The sequence below is a fragment of the Brevibacterium sp. JSBI002 genome, from assembly GCF_026013965.1.
GTDB lineage: Bacteria > Actinomycetota > Actinomycetes > Actinomycetales > Brevibacteriaceae > Brevibacterium.
On sequence record NZ_CP110341.1, the window covers coordinates 1,682,901 to 1,699,576 of the forward strand.

Consider the following 16,676-nt stretch of genomic DNA (forward strand, 5'->3'; position numbering starts at 1 on the left):
ATGGCAGAGCACAGACGCAGAGTCGGTGTCATGGGCGGCACCTTCGACCCCGTCCACAACGGCCACCTCGTCGCGGCAAGTGAGGTCCAGGCGACCTTCGACCTCGACGAGGTGGTTTTCGTCCCCACGGGACGGCCGTATCAGAAGGACGTCGAAGAGGTCAGCAGCGCCGAGCACCGGTACCTGATGACCGTCATCGCCACGGCATCGAATCCGCGGTTCACCGTCTCTCGAGCCGACGTCGACAGACCGGGTCCGACCTACACGATCGACACACTGCGCGACCTCGCCAGCAGCTACGGTCCCGAAACCGAGTTGTTCTTCATCACCGGCGCGGACGCTTTGGCTCAGATCTTGACGTGGAAGAATGTGGATGAGCTGTTTTCCCTGGCGCATTTCGTCGGGGTCAGCCGGCCCGGGCACGAACTCCACGGTGAGGGACTGCCGGTCGACCGGCTGAGTCTCGTGCAGATCCCTGCGCTGGCGATATCGTCCACGGATTGCAGACAACGGGTGATGGATGGTGCACCCGTCTGGTACCTCGTACCGGACGGCGTAGTGCAGTACATCGCGAAATACGAGTTGTACAGGAGTGAGAATGGCTGAGGAGCAGTTCACGTCACGTCGAGCACGGCGCGAAGCCGAAAGGCTGGCGGCGGAACAGGCGTTCGAAGCACGAGAGGTTCCTGAGCAGCCGAAGGAGGCTCCGAACCCTCGCGCCGGACTCCTCAGTCCGCTGCCCCCGAAGAAGGCCGGTGCGAAACCCGCCGCTGAGACCAGCGACGACACCGCCTCGCGCATCGACCCCGAACCCTCGCCGCGGACCAGCCACGAACGCGGCGCCCTGGCATCGGACCACCCGCAGGAGTCCCGGCCGCCGGTGCATGCCGAAGACCGTCTCGACCCGACACGGACCCCGTTGCCGCACTTCCAGTCGCGTGCCGAGAAGAAGCGATACCTGCGCGAACACGGACTTTCGCAGTACGGCGATCTGTCCACCGGCGCGATGCCGGTTGTGGCCGATGAGAAGGAACTGGCCGAACGGCAGGCCGCAGCCGAAGGTCGACTGACCGGACCGATCCCGGAAATCTCGGATTCTGAACCCGCGGACTCGAGCTCGGAAGCTGCGCCGGCAGCAGCAGACTCCGACGAAACACAGGCTTCGGCAGCCGCTGCGAAGGAATCGGCAAGCGATTGGCAACCCGACGCGAAGTCCGCCGCGACGGAACACGAATCCTATGACACCGCCGGGTTCGGGGGAGCAGCTGATGAGGTCGCCGCCCGCGATTTCGAAGCTCCAGTCACTCCTGCCTCGACTCCGCGGCCGTCGACGGTGGAGAGCGAACCCCATGACGCACTGTCGATGCCGTACTCGGCTCTCGACGGCGACGCTCCTGCACTCGGCACCGAGGACGAGGACGAGACGCCTGCCGAGAACTCGGACGGGCCGGACTCAGAGGATCAGAACGCCTCAACCGACGAGCCTGCCACGGGTGCTGCCGCTGCAGCAGATCCCGCGGATGAACCTGCCCCGGAAGACAAGCCGGCCTCGAAGCCTGAGGCAGATGCCGTCGACGAGTCCGAGCCTTCGTCTCGGTCGCGACGGATGCCGATCGTGCAGCCGCCCTCGACCTCCGGAGTCCGAGTCGTCACGGCCGCCTCGGCGCAGATCCCCGAGGTCGACGAGCCCCGCAAGAGCGATGCTCGCGGGCCGCAGACCGCGGTGCCCGGTCGTGCCGAAGAGTCGCAGTCCGGCTCGGCCTCTGAGGGTTCCGGCGAATCGGCCGGCGACTCAGGTTCCGATGACGCGGCGCGCGCCCTGGCCGCCAACCCGGAGACCCGGCCGATGGAAGCAGTGCCCGAAGCCTGGTCGCTGCCGAATGCCGACTACGAAGACGAAGAAACCGTGAACCCTCCCGGCTCACGCATCCGTGCCAGCTCGGTGACCGGGCAGGACGGTCAGATCCTCATGGGCGAAGAGCCTTCGAAGATGCCCTATATCGTCCTCGGCGTGGCCGCGTTCTTCGCCCTGGTCCTCATAGTCATCGCCCTCGTCATGTTCCTCTGAGCAACACCCGGGACACACCACCTCGACAACCGCATCCATGCGAAAGGATCTTGTGAGCGAGATCGCCGAATCCACCCAGTTGCTTCGAACCGCGGCCAAAGCCGCGGACGAGAAGCTCGGAACCGACATCATCGGCCTCGATGTGAGCTCCACGCTCTATATCACCGACGCGTTCCTCATCGTCTCCGCCGATAACGAACGCCAGATCGGTGCGGTCATCGACGCTATCGAACAGGAAGTGCAGCTCGTCCACGACCGCACTCCGCTGCGCCGCGAAGGCCGGGGAGGGGACTGGGTGCTGCTCGACTTCGGCGAGATCGTCGTCCATGTCTTCTCCGCCGAACAGCGCGAATACTACGCGCTCGAACGGTTGTGGAAGGACGTTCCGGTCATTGATCTGCAGCTGCCGGAACCCGGCTCGGAGACATGACGAAGACCGTTCTGTTCTGGCGTCACGGACAGACGGACTTCAACGTCGCCGGTCGATTCCAGGGGCAGTCCGACGTCCCCCTCAACGATACGGGCCGAGAGCAGGCTGATCAGGTCGCCAGGCGGCTCGCTGAACTCGGACCGGAACTCATCATCTCCTCCGACCTCTCGCGCGCCGCTGCGACCGCCGACAGCTTGGCGACACGCGTCGCTGTCGAACCCGTTCGCGATGAGCGGCTGCGGGAGACCGCCTTCGGCGAATGGGAAGGCTCCACCCGCGCCGAGGTGGCGGAGACCTGGCCGGACGAACTCGCCGAATGGGCCTCCGGAGCGGATATCGCACCTCCCGGAGGAGAATCGCGTACCCAGTCGGGCCGTCGTGTCGCCGACGCCATCACCGATATCGTGCAGTCCGCTGAAGCCTCGACGATCGCTATCGTCGCCCACGGTGCGGTGCTGCGCGCCGCTGCCGAAATCCTCCTGGAGATGAACGGGACAGGCCGGCTCGGGGTCCTCGGAAACTGCGGTCACGGAGAGTTCGGGTACACCGGCGACCGATGGGTTCTGCGCAGTTGGGGCACGCTCTCCCACTGAGTTGTTCGGTCGCACCGCTGCGGGCTCGGCCATCGGCTGAACGCGCCCTTGAGGAACCCGAGGCGGTCACCCGTGCGTCAGTGTCCGCTCGGACTCAGCCGTCGCTCTTGCGGTCGGCAGCGACTGATCTGATGAGGTCGACCAGCGAGTCTGCCGACTTCGCCCAATCGAAGACCTGTGACTGACGCCTGCCGGCTACGGACTGTTCGGCCCACCTGTCGGCATCGGTGAGCCGCTCGATCGCGTGCGCGATCGAGCGCGGATCTTCCGGGTCGAAGTATTCGGCCGCCTCAGCGGCGATCTCTCGGAAGATCGGAATGTCCGACACGGCCACGGGCACTCCCTTGGCCATCGCTTCGATGACGGGCAGACCGAAGCCCTCCTCCCGCGAGGCCGTGACCAGGGCCGTCGATTCGTCGAGCAGTCGTGCATACTCCTCATCGCTGATCCCCCGATGGAAGACGACCTTCGCCCGGTCGGGAATGAGGGCTCGCAGCTGAGCTTCCCTCCGGCCTTCGATGCGGCTGGCGATGTGCAGGGTCCACCCCGGCAGGTGCTCGAGCGCGCGGATGAGGGATTCGACGTTCTTGTACGGCAGGAACGCGCCCATGTAGATGAGTGTCTTCGCATCGTGCCGGTTCACGGTCCGCGCCGGCGCTGCGACCGCCTCGGCGGCATTGGACACGACCTGCACCGGTCGGTCCGTCAGCCGGTGGGCGGCGATGAGATCCTTCGTCGTCTCGGAGACGGCCGCTACGGCATCGGCACGATTGAGCAGCAGCCGCTGCGGGACGAAACTCAAATGATATGCCCGCCACAGCAGTCTCACTGGCAGCGGCAGATCGCCAGGTGGTTCGGGGTGGGAGTAGTAGATGAGATCGTGGATGGTGAGGATGAGGCCGTAGCGGCGACCGAACGAGCCCATCGTCTGCATCGTCGAGAACACGACATCGGCGCCCAGTGCATTGAGCTTTCCGGCGATGGCCACCTCGGCGGGGGAGGTGGGGTCACCCAGCTGCACCCACGAACATTCGGGAAGCAGCGCCAGCTGTGCTTCATCGCTGATGACCACGGTCACGTCGATCTCTGTACCCTCGACGGCCGACAGTAGGGCCGAGAGCAGACACGAACCGTAACGGGAGATCCCGTCGTGATGGGTGGTGCGGGTGAAGCGCGCGTCGAAGAAGACCGACAGCCTCGGGAACGGGTCGAGGCTCTTTGTGCTTTTGCTCATGGAACTCCGAGTCGATAGTCTGATTCTTCGAAAGTCTGTGTTTTGCAGAACGCGCACCTTGTGATGAAGGATCAGTGAGTGAACGAACGATCACCTGTGCCTGCGGCCGTCGAGGCCCGGTCATGATCCTAACGCTAATCGTTCTGGCTGCACTCGTGGTGCTCACTCCCGTCCTCACCCGTTTCGCGGGACGCGAGAGCGGCTGGCCGTTGGCGATCGCCTATCTCGGCGTGGCGGCCCTGTTCACTCCCACCGCCGCCGAGGTGATGACGGGGCAGAATCCGGAAGTGTCCTACCCGTGGATTCCCAGCTTCGGCGTCGACCTGGCGCTGCGGGCCGACGGAATCGGTGTCGTGTTCACTTATATCGCACTGATCATCGGTGCGGTCGTATTCATATATTCGACGCGCTACCTCAGCCCCGGACGCAATACGAGCTTCTACTGGCTGATGGTGATCTTCACCTTCTCCATGGTCGCCCTTGTGCTCACCAACGATGTGCTCGTGCTGTTCGTGTGCTGGGAGCTGACGTCCCTGGCCTCGTTCTTCCTCATCGCCCGGTCCGGATCTCCTGGGCAGGCACCGGCGCTGCGGACGATGTTCTTCACCTTCATCGGCGGCCTCAGTCTGCTGGTGGCCACCGGAGTGATCATCGCCGTGACCGGCACGACGAACCTCGCCGAGGCGATCAGCTCCCCGGTCTGGGCGGGCCAGCCCGAAGTCACGACGCTCGTGGCTCTGCTCGTGGGCGTCGCAGCCATGACGAAGTCCGCTCAGTTCCCGTTCCATCCCTGGCTGCCCGACGCGATGGCCGCCGCCACGCCAGTCTCGGCCTACCTGCATGCCGCTGCCGTCGTCAAAGCCGGCATCTTCCTCATGCTTCGGTTCTCACCGACCTTCCACGCCACACCGGCATGGAATATCCTGCTAGTGACGGCGGGTCTCCTCACCGCTTGCCTGGGCGGCTGGTTCGCGCTCAACCAGCATGACGTGAAGAAGCTCATGGCCTATTCGACCGTGTCTCAACTCGGTCTCATCACCGCGGTCATCGGCGTCGGCACCGAGGCGGCGATCGCCGCCGCCACCCTCCACGTCATCGCACATGCACTGTTCAAGTCCGGTCTGTTCATGATGGTCGGCGTCGTCGACCACCTCGCCGGCACCCGTGACCTGGCTCGGATTCCGAAACTCATGCGCTCCGCCCCGGCGGCGTTCACGGTGATGATCATCGGCTGTGGGTCCATGGCGGGGATTCCGCCACTGTTGGGATTCGTGTCCAAGGAGGCTCTGTTCACCGCGCTGAGGGAAGCCCCGGGCGGGCCCTGGGCCGGTTGGGCGGCTCTGCTCGTCGCCGTCGGCGCCTCGGTGCTCACCTTCGCCTACTGTGCGAAGACAGTCTGGGGCAGCTTCATCGACGGCCGCGAGCCCGAAGAGAGTCAGATCCATCGCGGTTCACCCGTCATGCTCATTGCAGCGGCCCTGCCGATCCTGGCCTCCATTCCCCTGAGTTTCGTCCTCTACCTGCTCGACACCCCGCTCGACCAGGTGGTCCGGGCAGCGGTGCCGACGGCCTCGGAGTCCGTGCACCTGGCACTGTGGCACGGATTCAACGCAGAACTGCTCGCCTCTGGGCTCATCATCGCCATCGGCGTGTTCATCATCCTCCGCCGGTCGCGCGTCTTCGTGTTCTTCCACAAGGCCACGCTGCCCTTCGACGGGGCCGACGTCATCGATGCGCTGACGAAGAATCTCAAACGCCTGGGATACGGGCTCTCCGCCTTCGTCCGTCCCATGAACTCGGGCCCCTATCTCGCTCTGTCGCTGGGCGGACTGAGCGTGCTCGCCATTGGGGCCGTACCTGTCGTCTTCGCCGATCTGCCGCCGCTCCAGGCCAACCTGAGCCGTCCTGTGGACGTGATTCTGCTCGTCCTCATCACCGTGGCGGTGCTCGTTCTGTGCACTTCGCATTCGCGGCTGACCACCGTTGTGGCGCTCTCTGCCATCGGAATCCTCGCCACCGTGCAGATCCTCGCGCTCGGCGCCCCCGACGTCACCCTGACACAGCTGCTCGTCGAAGCGATGACGATCATCGTCATCATGCTCGTGCTGCAGAAGCTTCCACGCTCATTCTGGAAGTACCCGAAGCGCAAACAGACACCGCGTCTGCTCCTGGCGATCATCGTCGGCGCGAGCGTTGCCGGGCTGACCCTGGCGCTCAACGGCCGTCGGGAGCGCTCCGCCCTCGGCCAGTACTACCTCGACAAGGCTCCGGAGATCAGCGGCGGAGACAACATCGTCAATACGATCCTCGTCGAATTCCGTGCTCTCGACACCCTCGGTGAGCTGACTGTCCTCGGCATGGCCGGAATCGCGATCGTCGCGGTGATGTCGACGGTCAAGGACAAGTTCATCGACCCGCCGGCCGAGAACATCCCGGAACCGCCCAGGCCCCCGTGGGTGTCGATCCGGCCCAAGGGCACCACCGCATATCGTGCTGTTCACGAGGCATGGCCGAACGTCATCCCGCTGCAGCTGACCCTGAAGGTGCTCGGACCGCTGCTGGCGGTGAGCTCCCTGCTCATCTTCTGGCGCGGCCACAACTCCCCGGGAGGCGGATTCATCGCCGCCCTCGTCGGTTCTGCCGTCATCGGTCTGGCCTACCTGTCCACGCCGAAGGACCGGGCGCTCGGCCCGCCGCGTGCGCCCCTCTACCTCATCGGCTCCGGAGTCGCGACTGCGGTGGTGACCGGAATCATCGGACTGCTGTTCGCCGGTTCGTTCCTGCAGCCGCTGCACACCGAGTTCGCCGGCCAGCACTGGACGACGTCGATGCTCTTCGACGTCGGGGTCTACCTGGCGGTGCTCGGCCTCATGCTGCTCTCGTTCAACCTCCTCGGTGTCTCGGACTCCGCAGCCACGCCGGCCGGCGACGATGTGCTCACCAACGGCATCATCCGCCGGGACGTCGAACGCACCCGCGAACGTGCCGATGAGCTGCTCTACGGTGAGCTGAGCGGTCCGATGGAGACCATCCGCGGTGAACGCCCCGAACGCAGCCGTCGCCGTGGAGCCGAAGAGTCCGAAGAGGCGAAGGTGCGTGCGAACTCGACCCATATCCTCCGAGGGGATCCACCGACCGACGGAGACGAGGAGGAAGCATGATCCTGGCACTGACGATCGGCGTCCTCACCGCCGGCGGCGTCTACCTCATGATGCAGCGCTCCATGGTCCGGGGAGTCTTCGGCCTCACCCTCATCTCCCATGCCGCGAACTTCATCCTGCTCTCGGCCGGAGTCGGCGCCTGGAGAGGCGAACCTCTGGCCGGGCGTGGTGACCTCGCCGAGGCGGCCGATCCGCTGCCTCAGGCCTTCGTCCTCACTGCCATCGTCATCACCCTGGCAGTGACGATCTTCATGCTCGCCCTGGCTGTGCTCGGCCACGACGACGACCAGAAACGCAATCCCGAGACAGGGGAGGAGCGCGACTCATGAACTCCGCACTGCTTCTTCTGCTCATCGGCATCCCGCTTCTGGCCTCCGCGCTGAGCGTGCTCATCACCTCACGCACCTTCGACCGGCTGCTCCTGCTCTCCGTTCCCGTGCTCGTCGGCGGCAGCGGCGTCGCCCTGCTCGGCCTGCATGCTTCGACCCCGGTGATCGCCCATTCGGTCGGCGACTATGTGCCCGGCCTGGCGATCGTGTTCGTCTCGGACACGTTCACCGCGCTCATGCTGGTGCTCACCTCGCTGGTCGCGTTCGTCAGCAGCCTGTTCCTGGTCTCCACCGGTGAGGACCAGTACAGATTCGTCCCGGCGCTCATCCTGATGATGCTCACCGGTGTCTACGGTGCGCTGCTGACCGGTGATCTTTTCAACTTCTTCGTCTTCGTCGAAGTGATGATGCTGCCCGCCTACGCACTCATCGCCGTCACCGGCACCTGGCGCAGGCTCGGCATCGGACGTCTCTACGTCATGGTCAACCTGCTGACCTCGACGATGCTGCTCATCGGCGTCGGATTCGTCTACGGCGCCACCGGCACCGTCAACCTCGCCGTCCTGGCAGATCAGGGACGTCCGACCGGCCAAGCCGCGATCGCTCTGGGCGTGGTGCTGCTCTCTCTGCTCATCAAGGCCGGCGGCGCACCCTTCCACGGGTGGCTCGTCCGCAGCTATCCGAACACCTCGGCGGGCATGATGTCGCTGTTCTCCGGACTGCACTCGAAGGTCGGGCTGTATGCGATCTACCGCATCTACACCACTGTCTACGGTGAGCCTGCTCCGTGGGCGACCGCCATTCTCCTCGTCGCGGTGGCGAGCATCCTCATCGGTGCGATCTCCGGATTCGGGCAGGTGCGGGTGCGCAATGTGCTCGGGTTCCAGATGACCGCAGGCGTGGGCCACATCCTCATCGGCGCCACCCTGCTGACATCGGCGGCCCTCGGTGCCGGCGCCTTCTACATGATGCACCACATGGTTACGATGGCAGGCCTGCTGCTCATCATGGGCGCCGTCGAACAGACCTACGGCACCGGTTCCTTCCGCAAGCTCTCAGGGCTCGCCTCACGGGAGCGGTGGGCGACCATCCTCATGATCCTCGGCCTCTTCTCCCTCGTCGGTCTGCCGCCGACCTCCGGGCTGTGGGGCAAGGTCGGCCTCGTCAGGGCCTCCACGGACGCCGGCGGCGGCTTCGGGTGGGTCCTCGTCGCAACGATCGTGGCCGGCGCGCTGATCAGTCTGCTGGCGCTTCAGCGCACTTGGCGCAACACCTTCTGGGGACCGCCGATGCAGACGTATCGACCCGATTCGGCGGAGACCGGGCGCGCCCCGGCCGAACCGATCACGCGCAGCGTGCGCATTCCCGCCCGTCTGCTGGTGCCCGCCACGATCATGATCGGGGTATCCGTTGCGCTCTTCTGCTTCCCGGAGCCTCTGCTCGACCTCACGCACCGGGCAGCCGAGGGTCTCCTCGACCACAGTGACTACATCGAGGCGGTGATGGCACCGTGATGCGACTCATCCACGGCGTCTCCTACGCAGGCTTCATCGTCTGGGCGATCATCACCGGTTCGGCGACCATAGTCGCCCGACTCTTCCGCAGCGACTACGCCCAGCCGATGATCGTCGAACTGCCGATGCGCTGCGCCACCGATCTCGAAGTCACCCTCTTCGCATCGTCGATCACGATCACCCCGGGCACCCTGGTGACGGCGATCGCGGCCGGCACGTCGACGACCCCGCCGGTGATCTTCGTCCACGCCCTGTTCGAGGAGTCGGAGGAATCCGCCCTCGATGGGCTCATCGATATGGAATCGCGACTGCTGGCCATGACCCGTGGTCGGGCACCGGGACCACACGCCGATTCAGAGGGAGGACGCTCATGATCGTCATCGCAAGCATCTGTGCGGTCATCCTCGCCGCCGCCATCGTCATCGGACTCATCCGCGTGCTCACTGCTCGCGACCAGGGCTCACGTGCGGTGGTCTCTGACCTCATCTACTTCTCGGCTATTGCCATCGTCACCATGCTCGGCATCACCGTGTCATCATCGATCGTCCTCGATGTGATCTTCCTGTCCTCCATGGTGGGCATCCTCGCCACGATCGCTCTCTCCCGGATCCTCACGAGGGGGCACCGCTGATGAACGAAGCACTCGCCACGACCCTCGTCGGGATCTTCGGAATCACCGGCTCCCTGCTGCTGCTCGGATCCGCCCTCGCGATGTTCAGGGTCCGCGACGCGCTGTCTCGGATCAATGTGTTCTCTCCGGCAACCGGGTTGGGCATGCCGTTCATCGTCATCGCCGCCTTCATCTACGACCTCTATTCGTCCGGGTTCTCCTGGAGCTCGCTGTTCATGGCGGTCATCGCCGTGCTGTGTCTGATCATCGTGTCCTCGGTTGCGAGCAACACTCTGGCCAGGTCGGCGGTGCTGTCCGGACAGCCGGTGTTCCGGAAGACGTCCCCGAACCGGCTGGCAGCGCCGCCGGAAGGGGTCGCCGACATCGACCCCGACGCGAAGGACTCCTGAGCCGACTCAGTCAGTCGGGTCTGCCGGGCGACCGATCGCGTGGGCTCAGTCCCGTCCGGTCGTGCGCATCGTGATGTTGATCCTGCCTCCGCCGAGGTGGTTCAACCTTCCCGCGTCCGGTGCGGTTCCCGACTGGATCGACCTGACTCCGTGGTAGGCGAAGCGGGCAGGGCCGCCGAAGACGAAGGCGTCACCCGACGCCAATCGCAGATCCTCGAAGGGACGGTTGCGGGTCTCCGTGTTCCCGAACCGGAAGAGGCATGTATCGCCCAATGACAGAGAGACGACCGGGGCAGGGTCGAATTCGTCCTTGTCCTGATGCATACCCATCTTCGCGTGCTCGTCGTAGTAGTTCACGAGAGCTACATCCGGGTGGTAGTCGGCAGGGTCGAAGCCCCAGACAGCGGCGGTCCCCGGGGGGAGATCCTGTGCGTCCTCGACGACAGCGACTGCGGACTCCAGGACCTGGCGGCCAAGACGGGTCATCCAATCGGGGAAGGGCAGCACCACCTTGTCGTTGACGTCGACGGCTCGGCGGTCGTAGCGCCCGGGCTGCCAATGCCACCCCAGCCCGATCGTCGTCACGCTCATCGGATGGCCTGCGATCGTCGTGGCATGGGGCGGAACCGGACCGGATTGCCAATCGGCATAGCGGGCGATGATCCACTGCTGCGCCTCCGCGGTAAGGAAGCCCGGTACCCAGACCGCGCCGGGGGCGACGATTGTCGGTCGACGGTCGAAGGCCTCATCGGCGAAGAGCGAATCCATGTCTACCAGGATGCCAGAGCTGGTTCTAGAATTGTCACGAGACCCGAGGAGACACGATGAACGCAGCCAGTCCGCAATTGATCTTCCTCCACGGCGCCGGTGAGCGTGCCGCCGTCTGGGACGACGTGATCGCCGGGCTGCCTGGCGATTGGTCGTGCGAGGCGATCGACCTCGGCGAGCTCGGCGTCATCGACGATGGCATGTTCGACTTGTCTGCTGCGGCGGATCGGGTTCTGGAATCGGTCGATGAGGACACAGCGACCGTGGTCTGCGGACTGTCTCTGGGAGCGATGGTGGCCACTGTGGTCGCGGCCAGAGCAGCACCCGGCTCACTCGACGCGCTGATTCTCTCCGGCGGACAGGTCAGACCCCCGAAATGGATGATGCGTCTGCAGTGGCAGATCTCCATCCGACTGCCGGAAGCGGCGTTCGGAGCATACGGTTCGACGAAGACCGAGACCTTGGCCATGTACGCGGCAGTCGAAGCCGCCGATCTGCGGGGCCGCCTCGGCGAAGTGCGGGTGCCGACCGCGGTGTGGTGCGGGACCCGGGACATCGCGAACAGACCTGCGGCCAGGCAGCTGGCGGAAGGCATCGACGGAGCCGAACTCCGATTCGTCCCGGGAATGGGCCACGACTGGCACCGCAGCCATCCGGCGGCGTTTGCGGCACACCTGCGGGAATTCGTCACTGCAGCGCTGGCACGGAAACCGCGGGGCCGGTGACATTCGGATCACCGACCCCGCAGAGTCATCGTTCGTTGGCGCGTCGGCTCGGCTCGGATACCCTCGGAGTCGGAGCCAGCCCGAATCAGAGTTCGCCGACCGGCACCTGGTCGTCGGCGAGACGATCGGCGCTGACTTCCTTGCCGATGAGGGCGCGGAGCTCGTCGCCGTAGTCCCAGACATTGACGTTCATGGCTGCGGTGACCTTGCCGCCTCGGTGCCAGAACACGATGAATTCGCCGCTGGACTTGTCTCCGCGGATGACGACGTCATCCTCGGATCCGCCGCGACCGACGTATTCCATGCCGAGGTCGAACTGGTCGGTGTAGAAATACGGCTGCCGGTCGTAGGACTTGGTCCCGCCGCTGATCGTCGAGGCCGCGACCTCGGCCTGGCGAACCGCGTTGTCCCAGTGTTCGACGCGCAGACGTTCACCACGCAGAAGGTTCTGCGCATTCGCGATATCGCCGATGGCCAGGATGCTGCCGTCGGAGGTGCGCATCTGTTCGTCGACGATCACGCCGTTCTCGGTCGTCAGACCCGCCGAGGAGGCCAGATCGACGGCGGGATCCGCGCCGATTCCGATGACGACGAGATCGGCGGGAACACTTCCGGCGGACGTTTCGACGGCCTCGACCGCGGAGTCACCGGTGAAGGCTGTCGTGTCCACGTCCTTGAGGAAGTTCACTCCGTTCTTTCGGTGCAGGTCTTCGAAGTACTCTCCGAGTTCCGGCCCGAGGACACCGGAGAGCGGGGGAGCATCGGTGTGGAGGATGACCGTGACATCGCAGCCGTGGGACTTCGCTGCGGCTGCGACCTCGAGGCCGATCCAGCCGCCGCCGATGATCGCGACCTTCTTCCCCTCGCCGAACTGGGACCGGATGGCCACCGCATCCCCGGAGTCGCGGAGAGTGTGGATATTGCCCAGCTGAGCGCCGGGGACATCGAGTGTCCGGGGCACCGATCCTGTCGCAAGGATCACCTGACCATAGGACAGCTCTCCGCCGTCGTCGAGGGTGACGGTCTGAGCATCTGTGTCGATCGAGTTCACCGAGGTGCCGAAGAACGTCTCGACGTCGTGGGCCGAGTACCAGTCCTCTCCGCGGAGGGCTGAGTCGGCAGGATCCGACCCCTCGATCATCACCTTCTTCGACAGGTCCGGGCGGTAGTACGGAGCCGCGGGATCGGTGCCGATGAGCGCGATCCGAGCGGTGTAACCGGCATTCCGCAGCGATTCGACCACGGTGCCTCCTGCCAGGCCGGCGCCGATGACTACTGTTCCGAATTCTTCTGCCATTGTCGGTCCTTTCGTAGAGGGGACTCTCTTTCGACTGTACTCGCCGAGATCAAGTGGCTCCACCGACCCCGAACCTGGTGACACACTGTGCCTCACGAGGTCGCACACGGCCCGTGCGATTTTGGCTGAGAACCGGGTGCAGGCGTAAACTGAAAGCGAAAAGGGGCTTTAGCTCAGTTGGTAGAGCGTTTCGTTCGCAATGAAAAGGTCAGGGGTTCGATTCCCCTAAGCTCCACACAGTTCCCCGTCGACTCGTTCAACGGCTTATATTGTGTTGTGGATCTCGTGCATTCGGGGCCAGGCTCTGGGGCAGGGGACGCGTCGAAGTGCACAGAGTCAGGACGGACGTGGAATGAACACGAAGACGGCAGTCATGACCGGCATTCTGGGTCTTGCCGGCGTTGCCCACTTCTCACGACCCAACCTCTTCGACTCCATCGTCCCGCCTCGGTTAGGCAACCCGCGGTTCTGGACCTACGCCAGCGGCATCGCGGAGCTCGGCTGTGCAGGATTGTTAGCCAACCCGACGACCCGGCGCTTCGGCGGTGTCGCTTCTGCCGCGCTCATGGTCGGCGTCTTCCCGGCCAACATCTACACAGTGATCAAGCAGTGGGACAATCCGAAGGGGCGAGCCATCGCCTGTGCGAGACTGCCTCTGCAGATCCCGCTCGTGTGGGCATCGGCGGCGATCGCCGCTGAAGCCGATTGAATCTCCTGCGCTCCAGACCCTTCAGCTGCGATCTGTACTGATCTGACCAGTCAGGGCGCCCCTGCTTGCCGCCCCCGTCGTCCTCGCAGAGCGAAGCCGCATCTGCCAGGTTCAGGATCATCTGTTGCAGGCCCTGACCAACCGTGACATATTCGATTCATGGTGGGGAATCTTCCAAGCAATGTCGGGGCTTTGGCCGGAATGCACTTCTCCGCAGCCACGGCCGCCTTCCAGATCGAAGGGGCGCGCAGCGCGGGTGGTCGCGGCCGCAGCATCTGGGATGACTTCGTCGACACGCCCGGCAACATCATCGACGGCAGCACTGCCGAGCCTGGTCCCGACAGCTACCACCGCTTCGCTGACGACATCGGGCTGCTTGCCGACCTCGGTGTCGACCGGTACCGGTTCTCCATTTCATGGACCCGTGTGATCCCGAGTGCCGGGACGGACGCCTCGGTGAATTCGGCCGGTCTCGACTACTACGACCGCCTCGTCGACGGACTGCTCGCCGCCGGGATCACACCGGAACCGACGCTCTACCACTGGGACCTGCCGGTCGCACTCGAGGCAGACGGCGGATGGCTCAACCGTGACACAGCCCACCGCTTCGGTGACTATACGCAGGTGGTTGCCGGACGCCTCGGTGACCGTGTTCGTCACTGGTACACGATCAACGAACCCGCATCGACATCGCTGCAGGGCTATGCGCTGGGGGAACTGGCACCCGGACACACACTGCTCTTCGATTCCCTGCCCACCGTCCACCACCAGCTGCTGGCTCACGGGATCGCCGCTCCGATACTGCGTGGGTACGGCGCAGTTCAGGCCGCTCCGACGTTCAACCACAGCCTCATCCTCCCCGCCTCCGAGACGTCCGAGGACCAGGCAGCGGCCGGGCTGCTCGATGTGATTCACAACCGCCTTTTCGCTGACCCCCTGCTGACTGGACAATATCCCGACCTCAGCGGCTTCGGCGTGGAACTGCCGATGGCCGACGGCGATATGGACCTCATCTCCGCACCGAATGAGGTCTACGGGTTCAACTACTACAATCCGACCACGGTCCGTGCCTCGGCAGGACCCGTGCCGTTCGAGATGGTGCCGACCCCCGGAGCGACCGTGACCGGGTTCGGTCCCATGTGGCCGATCCGTCCGGATACGATGCGCGACTTCCTCATCGATATGGGTCGACGCTACGGGTCCGCACTGCCGCCGATCATCATCACCGAGAACGGGGCGTCGTTCCCCGAACCGGACACCACGGACGAGGAGATCGAAGATTCCGAGCGGATCGACTTTCTGCGCGACCACCTCGGCGCGGTGATCGATGCGAAAGCAGCGGGTCTGCGCATCGACGGGTACACCGTATGGTCGCTGTTGGACAATTTCGAATGGGCTGACGGATGGAGTCAGCGCTTCGGGCTCGTCCACGTCGATATGAACACCGGAATGCGGACGCCGAAAGCCTCTTTCCGCTGGTATCGGGACCTCATCTCCGCGGTCCGGCCATGAGTACGGTCAGCCCGCCGCCTCACCGAGGCGACTCCGCTACGCGAGCACACGTATCGCTCGGATGGATGGTGTGGTTCACGCTCGCATGGTTGGCGATCTGGACGGTCCAGCTGACCCCGATCCAACTGCTGCTTCCGCTGCAGCTCGACACTCAGAGCGGGCACTGGATCGACGGGGTCGTCTGGTCCGGACTCGTCCTCTCGGCCGGAGGCTTGGCCGGAATCGCTGCCGCACCCGTGGCCGGTCGGCTCTCCGACCGCACCCGGTCGCGGTACGGCCGGAGACGTCCTTGGGCGATCGGGGGATCGGTGCTCGCCGCACTCGGACTCGTGCTCACCGGCAGCGCCGAGGGACCCCTGTCGGTCGGGGCAGCGTGGGTGGTCACCTCGGTCGGCGTGTCCGTGGCTTCTTCGGCGCTGACCGCGCTCATCGCCGATCAGCTCGCCGATCAGCGCGGCGCGGCCTCGGCCGCAGCCAGTTCGGCTCAAGCCGTCGGCGTCGTCGTCGGCGTCGCCGCGATCGTCCTGCTGGGTCTGAGCACCGGCGCGTCCTATGTGGTACTGGCCTGCTTCATCCTCGTCGTCGGCACGGCCACTGCGATGCTGCTGCCCGACCGGCCGCTGCCGCATGCCGCCGTTCTCCAATTCCATGCCCGTCGCGAGCTCATCCGGCCACGGGTATCCTCACTCGTCGACCCGAGCTTCACCCGGCTGCTGATCAGCCGCTTCATCGTCAACGTCGGCAATGCGTTCGGAACGTCGCTGCTGCTGTTCTTCCTGCTCTACGGGATCATGATCCCCGCCGCAGACGCCGAGAACAGCCTGCTCATCCTCATCGTCATCTACACAGTCTTCGTGGTCGCCGCCTCGATCCTCGTCGGCATGGTCACGGACAGACGAGGCAGCCGACGCTTCTGGACGGTGATCTCGGCCCTGGCCCAGGCCTGTTCCGGAATCATCATCCTCATCAGCCCGAGCTTCACCATGACAGCGGTGGCGGCCGGAGTTATGGGCGCCGGATACGGAGCCTATATGGCGGTCAGCCTCGCGCTGGCCACGGATCTGCTGCTCGACCCGGACGATCACGCCCGTGATCTCAGCCTCGTCAACAGCTCTGCGAACCTCGGGCAGCTGATCGGCCCGCTCCTGGGCGCCGGACTCGTCGCACTGGTCGGCGGGTTCTGGCTCCTCTTCGCGGCCGCCGCGGTCGTCTCCGTACTGGGGGCGGGACTCACGCTCACGGTGCACTCGTCACGCGCGGTGCTGCGAGCTCCGCAGCCGGACTGACCGGTGCCGGGCGGGTCGGTCAGATTCCTG

17 protein-coding genes and 1 tRNA gene are annotated in these 16,676 nt (G+C 65.1%); 15 read left to right on the forward strand and 3 right to left on the reverse strand.

Annotation, left to right across the window (positions count from 1 at the left end; genetic code table 11):
- Genes nadD through LJ362_RS07695 form a run of 4 tightly spaced genes read left to right on the forward strand, consistent with a single transcriptional unit; the run spans nucleotide 1 to nucleotide 3,091 of the window.
- Entirely contained in the window at nucleotides 1-606 is a 606-nt protein-coding gene (nadD, locus tag LJ362_RS07680) for a nicotinate-nucleotide adenylyltransferase (RefSeq protein WP_264801570.1), read from the forward strand.
- Nucleotides 599-2,068, forward strand: coding sequence for a hypothetical protein (locus tag LJ362_RS07685; RefSeq protein ID WP_264801571.1), 1,470 nt, complete (start codon nucleotides 599-601; stop codon nucleotides 2,066-2,068). Before nadD ends, LJ362_RS07685 begins: the two co-directional genes overlap by 8 nt.
- 52 nt (nucleotides 2,069-2,120) lie before the next feature.
- Nucleotides 2,121-2,498, forward strand: coding sequence for a ribosome silencing factor (gene rsfS / locus LJ362_RS07690; protein ID WP_264801572.1), 378 nt, complete (start codon nucleotides 2,121-2,123; stop codon nucleotides 2,496-2,498).
- Nucleotides 2,495-3,091 (forward strand): histidine phosphatase family protein, encoded by a 597-nt coding sequence (locus tag LJ362_RS07695; RefSeq protein WP_264801574.1) that lies wholly within the window; start codon nucleotides 2,495-2,497, stop codon nucleotides 3,089-3,091. Before rsfS ends, LJ362_RS07695 begins: the two co-directional genes overlap by 4 nt.
- A 94-nt stretch (nucleotides 3,092-3,185) precedes the next feature.
- Here the strand turns inward: LJ362_RS07695 and LJ362_RS07700 are convergent, their stop codons facing one another.
- Nucleotides 3,186-4,325 carry a glycosyltransferase family 4 protein gene (locus LJ362_RS07700; RefSeq protein ID WP_264801576.1) on the reverse strand — a complete coding sequence of 380 codons (1,140 nt, stop codon included), beginning with the start codon at nucleotides 4,323-4,325 and terminating at the stop codon, nucleotides 3,186-3,188.
- Nucleotides 4,326-4,447: 122 nt separating this feature from the next.
- Between LJ362_RS07700 and LJ362_RS07705 the strand changes: the two genes are divergently transcribed.
- From LJ362_RS07705 to LJ362_RS07730, 6 genes are read left to right on the forward strand one after another with little or no spacing between them, the layout of a single operon-like run.
- The gene (locus LJ362_RS07705; protein WP_264801578.1) at nucleotides 4,448-7,486 is read left to right on the forward strand and encodes a DUF4040 family protein; all 3,039 of its coding nucleotides are present in this window, start codon (nucleotides 4,448-4,450) and stop codon (nucleotides 7,484-7,486) included.
- Nucleotides 7,483-7,815, forward strand: a complete 333-nt coding sequence (locus LJ362_RS07710) for a sodium:proton antiporter (protein ID WP_039210769.1) — start codon at nucleotides 7,483-7,485, stop codon at nucleotides 7,813-7,815. The genes LJ362_RS07705 and LJ362_RS07710 overlap by 4 nt, the downstream gene beginning before the upstream one ends.
- A complete protein-coding gene (locus LJ362_RS07715) occupies nucleotides 7,812-9,329 on the forward strand; it encodes a monovalent cation/H+ antiporter subunit D family protein (RefSeq protein ID WP_264801581.1) in 1,518 nt (505 codons plus the stop codon). Before LJ362_RS07710 ends, LJ362_RS07715 begins: the two co-directional genes overlap by 4 nt.
- The gene (locus LJ362_RS07720; RefSeq protein WP_264801797.1) at nucleotides 9,329-9,703 is read left to right on the forward strand and encodes a Na+/H+ antiporter subunit E; all 375 of its coding nucleotides are present in this window, start codon (nucleotides 9,329-9,331) and stop codon (nucleotides 9,701-9,703) included. The genes LJ362_RS07715 and LJ362_RS07720 overlap by 1 nt, the downstream gene beginning before the upstream one ends.
- Complete coding sequence (locus LJ362_RS07725) at nucleotides 9,700-9,960, forward strand: monovalent cation/H+ antiporter complex subunit F (protein ID WP_101545626.1); 261 nt, start codon at nucleotides 9,700-9,702, stop codon at nucleotides 9,958-9,960. Before LJ362_RS07720 ends, LJ362_RS07725 begins: the two co-directional genes overlap by 4 nt.
- Nucleotides 9,960-10,349: a cation:proton antiporter gene (locus LJ362_RS07730; protein WP_264801584.1), complete on the forward strand. Its 390-nt coding sequence runs from the start codon at nucleotides 9,960-9,962 to the stop codon at nucleotides 10,347-10,349. The genes LJ362_RS07725 and LJ362_RS07730 overlap by 1 nt, the downstream gene beginning before the upstream one ends.
- A 45-nt stretch (nucleotides 10,350-10,394) precedes the next feature.
- On the opposite strand, the gene LJ362_RS07735 is transcribed toward LJ362_RS07730, so the two are convergent.
- Nucleotides 10,395-11,117, reverse strand: coding sequence for an alpha-ketoglutarate-dependent dioxygenase AlkB family protein (locus tag LJ362_RS07735; RefSeq protein ID WP_264801585.1), 723 nt, complete (start codon nucleotides 11,115-11,117; stop codon nucleotides 10,395-10,397).
- A gap of 56 nt (nucleotides 11,118-11,173) precedes the next feature.
- On the opposite strand from LJ362_RS07735, the gene LJ362_RS07740 reads away from it, so the two are divergent.
- Nucleotides 11,174-11,842: an alpha/beta fold hydrolase gene (locus LJ362_RS07740; RefSeq protein ID WP_264801586.1), complete on the forward strand. Its 669-nt coding sequence runs from the start codon at nucleotides 11,174-11,176 to the stop codon at nucleotides 11,840-11,842.
- A gap of 85 nt (nucleotides 11,843-11,927) precedes the next feature.
- On the opposite strand, the gene LJ362_RS07745 is transcribed toward LJ362_RS07740, so the two are convergent.
- Complete coding sequence (locus tag LJ362_RS07745; protein ID WP_264801587.1) at nucleotides 11,928-13,139, reverse strand: NAD(P)/FAD-dependent oxidoreductase; 1,212 nt, start codon at nucleotides 13,137-13,139, stop codon at nucleotides 11,928-11,930.
- 162 nt (nucleotides 13,140-13,301) lie between these two features.
- Between LJ362_RS07745 and LJ362_RS07750 the strand changes: the two genes are divergently transcribed.
- From LJ362_RS07750 to LJ362_RS07765, 4 genes are all read left to right on the forward strand, one after another.
- Nucleotides 13,302-13,374, forward strand: a tRNA-Ala gene (locus LJ362_RS07750).
- Nucleotides 13,375-13,491: 117 nt separating this feature from the next.
- Nucleotides 13,492-13,848, forward strand: coding sequence for a hypothetical protein (locus LJ362_RS07755; protein ID WP_264801589.1), 357 nt, complete (start codon nucleotides 13,492-13,494; stop codon nucleotides 13,846-13,848).
- 159 nt (nucleotides 13,849-14,007) lie between these two features.
- Nucleotides 14,008-15,360: a GH1 family beta-glucosidase gene (locus tag LJ362_RS07760; protein WP_264801592.1), complete on the forward strand. Its 1,353-nt coding sequence runs from the start codon at nucleotides 14,008-14,010 to the stop codon at nucleotides 15,358-15,360.
- A 65-nt stretch (nucleotides 15,361-15,425) separates the two neighbouring features.
- The gene (locus LJ362_RS07765; RefSeq protein ID WP_264801593.1) at nucleotides 15,426-16,646 is read left to right on the forward strand and encodes an MFS transporter; all 1,221 of its coding nucleotides are present in this window, start codon (nucleotides 15,426-15,428) and stop codon (nucleotides 16,644-16,646) included.
- Nucleotides 16,647-16,676: the final 30 nt, after the last annotated feature.

Coding starts and splice junctions, on each gene's coding strand:
- nadD (WP_264801570.1), top strand. CDS start 1: ATGGCAGAGCACAGACGCAGAGTCGGTGTCATGGGCGGCACCTTCGAC.
- LJ362_RS07685 (WP_264801571.1), top strand. CDS start 599: ATGGCTGAGGAGCAGTTCACGTCACGTCGAGCACGGCGCGAAGCCGAA.
- LJ362_RS07695 (WP_264801574.1), top strand. CDS start 2,495: ATGACGAAGACCGTTCTGTTCTGGCGTCACGGACAGACGGACTTCAAC.
- LJ362_RS07700 (WP_264801576.1), bottom strand. CDS start 4,325: ATGAGCAAAAGCACAAAGAGCCTCGACCCGTTCCCGAGGCTGTCGGTC.
- LJ362_RS07705 (WP_264801578.1), top strand. CDS start 4,448: ATGATCCTAACGCTAATCGTTCTGGCTGCACTCGTGGTGCTCACTCCC.
- LJ362_RS07710 (WP_039210769.1), top strand. CDS start 7,483: ATGATCCTGGCACTGACGATCGGCGTCCTCACCGCCGGCGGCGTCTAC.
- LJ362_RS07715 (WP_264801581.1), top strand. CDS start 7,812: ATGAACTCCGCACTGCTTCTTCTGCTCATCGGCATCCCGCTTCTGGCC.
- LJ362_RS07720 (WP_264801797.1), top strand. CDS start 9,329: ATGCGACTCATCCACGGCGTCTCCTACGCAGGCTTCATCGTCTGGGCG.
- LJ362_RS07725 (WP_101545626.1), top strand. CDS start 9,700: ATGATCGTCATCGCAAGCATCTGTGCGGTCATCCTCGCCGCCGCCATC.
- LJ362_RS07730 (WP_264801584.1), top strand. CDS start 9,960: ATGAACGAAGCACTCGCCACGACCCTCGTCGGGATCTTCGGAATCACC.
- LJ362_RS07735 (WP_264801585.1), bottom strand. CDS start 11,117: ATGGATTCGCTCTTCGCCGATGAGGCCTTCGACCGTCGACCGACAATC.
- LJ362_RS07740 (WP_264801586.1), top strand. CDS start 11,174: ATGAACGCAGCCAGTCCGCAATTGATCTTCCTCCACGGCGCCGGTGAG.
- LJ362_RS07745 (WP_264801587.1), bottom strand. CDS start 13,139: ATGGCAGAAGAATTCGGAACAGTAGTCATCGGCGCCGGCCTGGCAGGA.
- LJ362_RS07755 (WP_264801589.1), top strand. CDS start 13,492: ATGAACACGAAGACGGCAGTCATGACCGGCATTCTGGGTCTTGCCGGC.
- LJ362_RS07760 (WP_264801592.1), top strand. CDS start 14,008: ATGGTGGGGAATCTTCCAAGCAATGTCGGGGCTTTGGCCGGAATGCAC.
- LJ362_RS07765 (WP_264801593.1), top strand. CDS start 15,426: ATGGTGTGGTTCACGCTCGCATGGTTGGCGATCTGGACGGTCCAGCTG.